The sequence below is a fragment of the Blautia argi genome, from assembly GCF_003287895.1.
Lineage (GTDB): Bacteria > Bacillota > Clostridia > Lachnospirales > Lachnospiraceae > Blautia > Blautia argi.
This window is the reverse complement of the sequence record NZ_CP030280.1, coordinates 3,164,515-3,172,500: the sequence shown is the minus strand read 5'-3', so window position 1 is coordinate 3,172,500 and position 7,986 is coordinate 3,164,515. Positions and strand designations below refer to the sequence as shown.

General features: G+C 45.5%; 6 protein-coding genes and 1 rRNA gene (1 of these 7 only partly in view). 5 read left to right on the top strand and 2 right to left on the bottom strand.

From position 1 onward, the window contains the following. Positions 1–2,132 (top strand): 23S ribosomal RNA (locus DQQ01_RS15270) (it extends 722 nt beyond the left edge of the window). Between the two features lie 452 nt (positions 2,133–2,584). Here DQQ01_RS15270 and DQQ01_RS15265 read toward each other — a convergent pair. Both DQQ01_RS15265 and DQQ01_RS15260 read right to left on the bottom strand, forming a co-directional pair. Beyond that, a complete protein-coding gene (locus DQQ01_RS15265; RefSeq protein WP_111920694.1) occupies positions 2,585–3,289 on the bottom strand; it encodes an acetamidase/formamidase family protein in 705 nt (234 codons plus the stop codon). Positions 3,290–3,345: 56 nt separating this feature from the next. Further along, the gene (locus tag DQQ01_RS15260) at positions 3,346–4,182 is read right to left on the bottom strand and encodes an AraC family transcriptional regulator (protein ID WP_111920693.1); all 837 of its coding nucleotides are present in this window, start codon (positions 4,180–4,182) and stop codon (positions 3,346–3,348) included. Between the two features lie 171 nt (positions 4,183–4,353). Between DQQ01_RS15260 and dapF the strand changes: the two genes are divergently transcribed. From dapF to pth, 4 genes are all read left to right on the top strand, one after another. Beyond that, a complete protein-coding gene (dapF, locus tag DQQ01_RS15255) occupies positions 4,354–5,193 on the top strand; it encodes a diaminopimelate epimerase (protein ID WP_111920692.1) in 840 nt (279 codons plus the stop codon). Between the two features lie 131 nt (positions 5,194–5,324). Next, the gene (locus DQQ01_RS15250) at positions 5,325–6,413 is read left to right on the top strand and encodes a CobW family GTP-binding protein (protein WP_111920691.1); all 1,089 of its coding nucleotides are present in this window, start codon (positions 5,325–5,327) and stop codon (positions 6,411–6,413) included. A gap of 14 nt (positions 6,414–6,427) precedes the next feature. Continuing rightward, positions 6,428–7,381 (top strand): TIGR03943 family putative permease subunit, encoded by a 954-nt coding sequence (locus tag DQQ01_RS15245; RefSeq protein ID WP_111920690.1) that lies wholly within the window; start codon positions 6,428–6,430, stop codon positions 7,379–7,381. A gap of 10 nt (positions 7,382–7,391) precedes the next feature. Further along, the gene (gene pth, locus DQQ01_RS15240) at positions 7,392–7,982 is read left to right on the top strand and encodes an aminoacyl-tRNA hydrolase (protein ID WP_111920689.1); all 591 of its coding nucleotides are present in this window, start codon (positions 7,392–7,394) and stop codon (positions 7,980–7,982) included. The last annotated feature ends 4 nt before the right edge of the window (positions 7,983–7,986 follow it).

Genomic DNA, 7,986 nt, shown 5'->3' with positions numbered 1-7,986 from the left:
AAGCTGCCGTAAAAGGCAATGGAGGACCGAACGCACATCCGTTGAAAAGGGTGGCGATGAGTGTGGATAGGGGAGAAATTCCAATCGAACCCGGAGATAGCTGGTTCTCCTCGAAATAGCTTTAGGGCTAGCCTCGGCAAAGGTTTATGGAGGTAGAGCACTGAATTTCCTAGGGGGCGTCAAAGCCTACCGAAGAATATCAAACTCCGAATGCCATGAAACTGATTGCCGGGAGTCAGACTATACGAGATAAGTTGGATAGTCGAAAGGGAAAGAGCCCAGACCTCCAGCTAAGGTCCCAAAGTACGTGTTAAGTGGAAAAGGATGTGGGATTTCAAAGACAACCAGGATGTTGGCTCAGAAGCAGCCATACATTCAAAGAGTGCGTAATAGCTCACTGGTCGAGAGGTCCTGCGCCGAAATGTCCGGGGCTGAAACACGACACCGAAGCTGAGGAATCCTGAAAAGGATTGGTAGAGGAGCATTGCATAGGGAAGAAGCAGTACCGGAAGGAGCTGTGGACTTTATGGAAGAGAGAATGCCGGAAATAAGCGAGATAGAGTGGGAATCCTCTAGGCCGAATATCTAAGGTTTCCAGGGTAAAGCTGATCTGCCCTGGGTAAGTCGGGCCTAAGGCGAGTCGAAAGACGTAGCCGATGGACAACAGGTTGAGATTCCTGTACTACGATATGACAGAACTGTGGGGACACGTGTGGAAAGCACAACCCGGAATGGAAGCCCGGGCAAGCGGGTAGGAGTCACATAGGAAAAACCGTGTGGCAATCTGAAGACGTGAAGCGGACCGAAAGAAGTAGGAAGTGTGTGAGCCATGCGTCGAGAAAAGCCGCTATTGTTTATATCGTACCCGTACCGTAAACCGACACAGGTGGATGAGGAGAGAATCCTAAGGCCGGCGGAAGAAGCATTGTTAAGAACTCGGCAAAATGACCCCGTAACTTCGGAGAAGGGTGCCACAGAGATGTGGCCGCAGAGAATAGGCTCAAGCAACTGTTTAGCAAAAACACAGGTCTATGCAAAACCGAAAGGTGAGGTATATGGGCTGACGCCTGCCCGGTGCTGGAAGGTTAAGAGGAGAGGTTAGCGCAAGCGAAGCTTTGAATTTAAGCCCCAGTAAACGGCGGCCGTAACTATAACGGTCCTAAGGTAGCGAAATTCCTTGTCGGGTAAGTTCCGACCCGCACGAAAGGCGTAATGATTTGAGCGCTGTCTCAACAATGCATCCGGTGAAATTGAAATACCAGTGAAGATGCTGGTTACCTGCGCCAGGACGGAAAGACCCCATGGAGCTTTACTCCAGTTTGGTACTGGGACTCGGTATTGCATGTACAGGATAGGTGGGAGGCTGAGAACACATAACGCCAGTTGTGTGGGAGCCGCTGTTGGGATACCACCCTTGCAGTATTGGGTTTCTAACCAGCCGCCGTGAACCGGCGGTGGGACAATGCCAGGCGGGGAGTTTGACTGGGGCGGTCGCCTCCGAAAGGGTATCGGAGGCGCCCAAAGGTTCCCTCAGAATGGTCGGAAACCATTCGAAGAGTGCAAAGGCAGAAGGGAGCTTGACTGCGACACCGACGGGTGGAGCAGGTACGAAAGTAGGGCTTAGTGATCCGGTGGTATTAAGTGGGAATGCCATCGCTCAACGGATAAAAGCTACCCTGGGGATAACAGGCTTATCACTCCCAAGAGTTCACATCGACGGAGTGGTTTGGCACCTCGATGTCGGCTCATCGCATCCTGGGGCTGTAGTAGGTCCCAAGGGTTGGGCTGTTCGCCCATTAAAGCGGTACGCGAGCTGGGTTCAGAACGTCGTGAGACAGTTCGGTCCCTATCCGGCGTGGGCGTAGGATATTTGAGAGGAGCTGCCCTTAGTACGAGAGGACCGGGGTGGACGGACCGCTGGTGTACCGGTTGTTCTGCCAAGAGCATGGCCGGGTAGCCAAGTCTGGAAGGGATAAACGCTGAAGGCATCTAAGCGTGAAGCCCCCCTCAAGATGAGATATCCCATTCGAAAGAAGTAAGACCCCTTGAAGACGACGAGGTAGATAGGACAGAGGTGGAAGTACAGCAATGTATGGAGCTGACTGTTACTAATCGGTCGAGGGCTTGACCTGATAGTGGAGAAAGCGGCGAAGGTGAAACTGGAACGGAGAGGAATGTTTACATTCCGAAACGTGGAAGTGGCACCGGAGTCATTTGCGAAGCAAAGGACATGAGTAAATGCGGAGCATTTAGGAATGACCGCTTCGGAACGGAAGAAGCCGAAGACTCCATAAAACGGTAAGTTGGAAATGGTTTGGTTTTGTGTATGCGGTTTTGAAGATATATATGAAAAACTTCTATAAACAGGTGATGTTTATAGAAGTTTTTTTGTTGTTTGGAAAAAAATAATCTTTTTCCAAACCCACACCCCCACAGTCTTCTGTGGATTTACCGCCTGGCACACAAAAAGATTCCCCACAAGCGAAAGCAGCATAACAGCATCTTCAGACGTAAACTCCATTTCGCTGACAAGAAAATCACAGAATGCTTCCGCAGCAGCTTCACACGCTTCGTCCAGGGTCTTTCAGGACGCCAAGATGATTAATTTCTCCTCTGTTTCCACAATAGGATAAGGTTTCTGTTGTCCGGAAATCACAGAAACCCGCAGTGTAACCTCACCTGCAATTTCTGCACCGCAGCCCCCGATTTCCCCGTCACCCATACAGGCATGCAAGTCACCCAGAGCCAGCAGGGCGCCGGGAACCTGTACCGGGAGGTACAGACAGGAACCTTCCCGAATTTGTGTGCAGTCCAGATTTCCGCCGTGGATATCAGGGGTGTCTGTTGGGATACTGCCCTCCCTTGGTGAAACGCCAATCACTCCAATCATTGGCTGCAAATCAAATTGTAAATCAGAGCGGGAATCCCTGTGAAAAAGGATTTTGTTTTCCTGTATAGGAAGTGTTTTTGCAAGGCTATTTTTTACCAGATGGGGCAGAACACCGAAATCTGTATCAATTTCCGTAATTCCCTGCTTTTCCACATCTATTTTTAAAATCTCAATTTTCAGCGTATCTCCGGGCATAGCCCCATTGATATATACAGGACCTGTGGCAGGATTACAAGGCTGGTTTAAAGCCTCCGGAGGGCAAATGCCATCTTTTTTCAGACGGCCGCAAAAGCAGTCCAGGGTCTGGAGCTGAAAGATTTCCTGATTATTCACATACAAAGCCGGCTTGTTCTCCGGGGACATGGAAAAAATGTGGTGTTCTTTTGCTAAATATTTCATAGATACTCCTTTCAGAAATGAAAAATTCCTTCTATATAATGTAATAGAGGTATGGTTCAACGGTCTTTTTTCGCGCTTGTCTGAAACTGTTTTTTGTAAGCACGGGAAAAAGTAGAATAATTTTGGAATCCGCTGGCGTAACAGGCGTCTGTGACAGAAGCGCCGCCACGAATCAAGGCACGGGCGTAGAGTAGTCGTTTGGTTGTAATATAGCTTCCGATAGTATATCCGGTGGCGTCTTTAAAACTGTGCATCAGATGATAGCGGCTGATAAAAAAACGGGAGGATAGCGTGTCAATAGACAAAGATGCAGCCAGATTGTTGTTGATGTAGTTTAAAATCTGTGTGATTTTTTCATTTTTAAAGGTATTTTCCGGATAAACACTGCAATGATTCAGAGTGGCTCGGTTCAGCAGAATCATAAACTCTCCTACCAGATATTTAGGGCGGAGAGTTCCGGCAAAAAGGGAGGGGGCTTTCAGCTCTTCTTCCAGGCAGGAACAGAGATGAGACAGATTCTTTTGAAAAGTGGATAGAAGCCGCATAACATTGTTCTGATGTTTTTTTGCCTGAAGGAAACAGTGATTCAGGTCTGTATCTTTATTTCCGGCAGCAGTCAGGAAATCAGGGGAAAGGTATAAAATAATCCGCTCATAAATCTGGGCGCTGTTTAGAACCGGCTTATGAATTTCTCCGGCAGGAATCAGCACCACATCTCCCGGAAACAGATGAAAAACTCTTCCTTCTATATGATAGGAAACATCTCCCTGCAAAAACAAAAGCACCTTATGAAAATCATGATAATGGTATTGAAATTCCTGCATTTTTCGGGTATGCAGATGAAAATATTGAAAATCTTCTTTGAGATAGCCGGATTTTTCGTAGGTATTCATATGTTCCTCCTGAAAACAGCATTATTTGCAATGTTTATGACACTATATGGATATTATAACATAAAAGTGTCTGATACACTAAAAGTAATATAGAAAATATACTGATAATAAGAGAAAAAAATTTGGTGTTTTGGAATGTGAAAGTTATCTCAAATTGGAGGAAAGGATTATATGGAATTTTATAAATATCACAGTCTGGGAAATGATTATCTGGTATTTGACTGTCAGAAAAATACAGAGGAATTAAATACAGAAAAAATCAGAAAAATCTGTGACCGTAATTTTGGAATCGGTGCAGATGGAATTGTAGCAGGACCGTATATGGACGGAGAAAAGATGTATGTCAAGGTCTATAATGCAGATGGCTCAGAGGCGGAGCAGGGCGGCAATGCCATTCGTATTTTTGCTCATTATTTAAAGATTACAGGCGTTGTGCAGAAGGAGAAGTTTTTTCTGTATACCAAAAGCGGAGAGGTAGAACTGCGCTATTTGAATCGGGATGGCAGCAGAATTCAGATGTCCATGGGACAGCTTTCCTTTAACAGCCGCAAATTAGGGCTTACAGGTCCGGAAAGGGAGGCAGTCCATGAATATTTTAACTTTGGCGGGGAAGAATATGACTGTACCTGTGCGTCTATTGGAAATCCTCATTGTGTGATTATTACCGATGAAATTTCCAGAGAAAAAGTGTGCCGTATCGGAAAGTATTCCGAGGGTGCAGATTATTTCCCGGAAAGAATTAATACTCAGATTGTGAAGGTTCTTGATAAAAATAATATTCAGATAGAAATTTTTGAGCGCGGCGTAGGGTATACACTTTCCTCGGCCACCTGTAGTTGTGCGGCAGCAGGGGCGGCGCTGAAGCAGGGGCTTATCAGTTCTGACGTTATGGTGCATACACCGGGAGGAAAGCTGTGGACACAGATTGATGAAAACTGGAACGTAAAAATGATAGGAAGTGTGAAAAGAGTCTGTAAAATAGAGCTTTTTGAGGATTTCTTTTCTATATAAAATGTGTTATACTGACCAACGAGAGGTTTTTATATTGGGATTAAGGGGCGGAAATGGATTTTCGTCCCCTTTTGCAATGTTTTATCCGTAAGTTATTATTTTATAGAAAGAACAGAAGGGAGAAATGTAACATGACAAAAATTGATATTTTTTCCGGTTTTCTCGGAGCAGGAAAGACCACTTTAATCAAAAAGCTACTCACTGAAGCATACAAAGGAGAACAGGTGGTGCTGATTGAAAATGAATTTGGAGAAATCGGCATTGACGGTGGATTTTTAAAAGAGGCGGGAATTGAGATCCGCGAAATGAACTCTGGTTGTATTTGTTGTTCTCTGGTGGGAGATTTTGGCGAGGCGTTAAAGGAAGTCATTCAGAAATATAGCCCGGACAGAATTATTATTGAACCTTCAGGTGTAGGTAAGCTTTCTGATGTAATCAAGGCAGTACAAAAGGTAGAAGGAGAAGTTGACATAAAACTTAACAGCTTCACTACAGTTGTAGACGTGACAAAGTGCAAAATGTATATGAAAAACTTTGGTGAGTTCTTCAGCAATCAGATTGAATACGCAGGCACAGTGATTTTAAGCCGTACAGACACACCAAAGGCAACTGATGACAAGGTGCAGGCAGCCGTTGAATTAATCCGTTCTCTGAATCAGACAGCGGCAGTGATTACAACACCTGTTGAGCAGCTTTCCGGTGCGAAGATTCTGGATATCATGGAAAATAACCGTTCTCTGGAAAAAGAACTGATGGAAGAGGAAACCTGCCCGGTATGCGGCGGACACCACCACGACCATCATCACCATGACCACGAGCATGAGCATCATCATCACCACGACCATGAGGAGTGTGGCTGCGGCCATGACCACGAGCATCATCATCACCATGACCATGAAGAATGCGGTTGCGGCCATGACCACCACCATGGTCATCACCACGCAGATGAGGTGTTCACAAGCTGGGGCAGAGAAACTGTGAAATCTTTCAGCCGTGAAGAAATCGAGCAGATTCTGAATACGCTTTCCACAGATGAGTCCTATGGTATGATTCTGCGTGCAAAGGGAATGGTTTCCAGTGAAAACGGAGAATGGATTTACTTTGACATGGTTCCGGGCGAGGCAGATATTCGTACAGGTTCCCCGGATTATACAGGAAGACTGTGTGTCATCGGCTCTAAAATTGATGAAACAAAACTGGCAGAATTATTCGGAATTTAAGAAAGGACAGGAAAATGGAAGACGAAATCAGAGTTCCCATATATTTTATGGCAGGTTTCCTGGAAAGCGGTAAGTCCACATTTCTGGATTTTACCATAGCTCAGGACTATTTTCAGATAGACGGCCCTACTCTTCTGATTCTCTGTGAAGAGGGAGAAGTGGAATTTGATGAAAAGCAGCTTAAAAAGAGCAGAACCTCTGTAGAGGTTTTAAACAGCCTTGAAGAGCTGACACCGGAGAGATTGGTGGCATACGATGCCTTTTACAGCCCGGAGCGCGTGATTATTGAATACAATGGTATGTGGCAGGTAAGCAAGTTTGAAGAAATGCAGCTTCCAAAGGACTGGGGCATTGTGCAGCACATTGTTACCGTTGATGCCAGTACTTTCCAGGTATACATGAACAACATGAAATCCCTGTTTGTGGAAATGGTGCGAAACGCAGATATGGTGCTGTTTAACCGCGCTTCCATGGACATGCCGCTGGCTTCCTTTAGAAGAAGCGTGAAGGTGGTAAATCAGGGCGCAGAGATTATTTTTGAGGACGAGGAAGGCGAAATCGAAGATATTTTTGCAGAAAAAATGCCCTTTGATGTGGACGCAGATGTGATTGAAATTATGGATGAGGACTATGGCATCTGGTTTGTAGACGCCATGGATCACCCGGAAACTTATGAGGGAAAAACCGTATCTTTTACCGGAATGGTATTAAAATCCAGAGAATTTGCAAAGAATGTGTTTGTACCGGGAAGAATGGCAATGACCTGCTGTGCAGATGACACCAGCTTTATTGGCTATGTCTGCAAAAGCCCGGAGGCAAAGCATCTGAAAACCGGAAAATGGGTAAAGGTCATCGCAGTTGTGGACTATGAATATGTGGAATCCTATCACAAGGAAGGTCCGGTTCTGAATGCTTTGTCCGTAGAAGAAGTAGAGTCTCTGGAGCAGGAACTGGTATATTTTAACTAAGGAGTATCATATGTTTTTAATAGCAGGGCTTGGAAATCCAGGCAGACAATATGAAAAAACCCGTCATAATATGGGATTTGACACCATTGACGAGCTGATTGACCGTCACAGGATTCCCCAGGGCGGCATTGCCCATAAAGGAATGTATGGCAAGGGTATGATTGCAGGCGAAAAGGTGCTTGCAGTGAAACCTCTGACCTACATGAATTTAAGCGGAGATTGCATTGCGGAATTTGTGAATTACTATAAATTAGATCCGGAATCAGAGCTGATTGTTATTTACGATGACATCGATTTGGAACCGGGACAGCTTCGGATTCGGAAAAAGGGAAGTGCGGGCGGACATAATGGAATAAAGAGCATGATTACCCGTCTGGGTACACAGAATTTTTACCGGATTAAGGTAGGCGTAGGCGCCAAGCCCCAGGGTTGGGATTTGGCTGATTATGTGCTGGGAAGATTTTCAGCAGAAGACAGAGAAGTTGTAGATATTGCCATTAAGCAGGCAGCAGACGCTGTGGAAATGATTCTGGAAAAGGGTATTGACGCTGCCATGAATCATTATAATGGTGCAGGCAAAAAGAAGAAAACACAGGAGTAGGCAA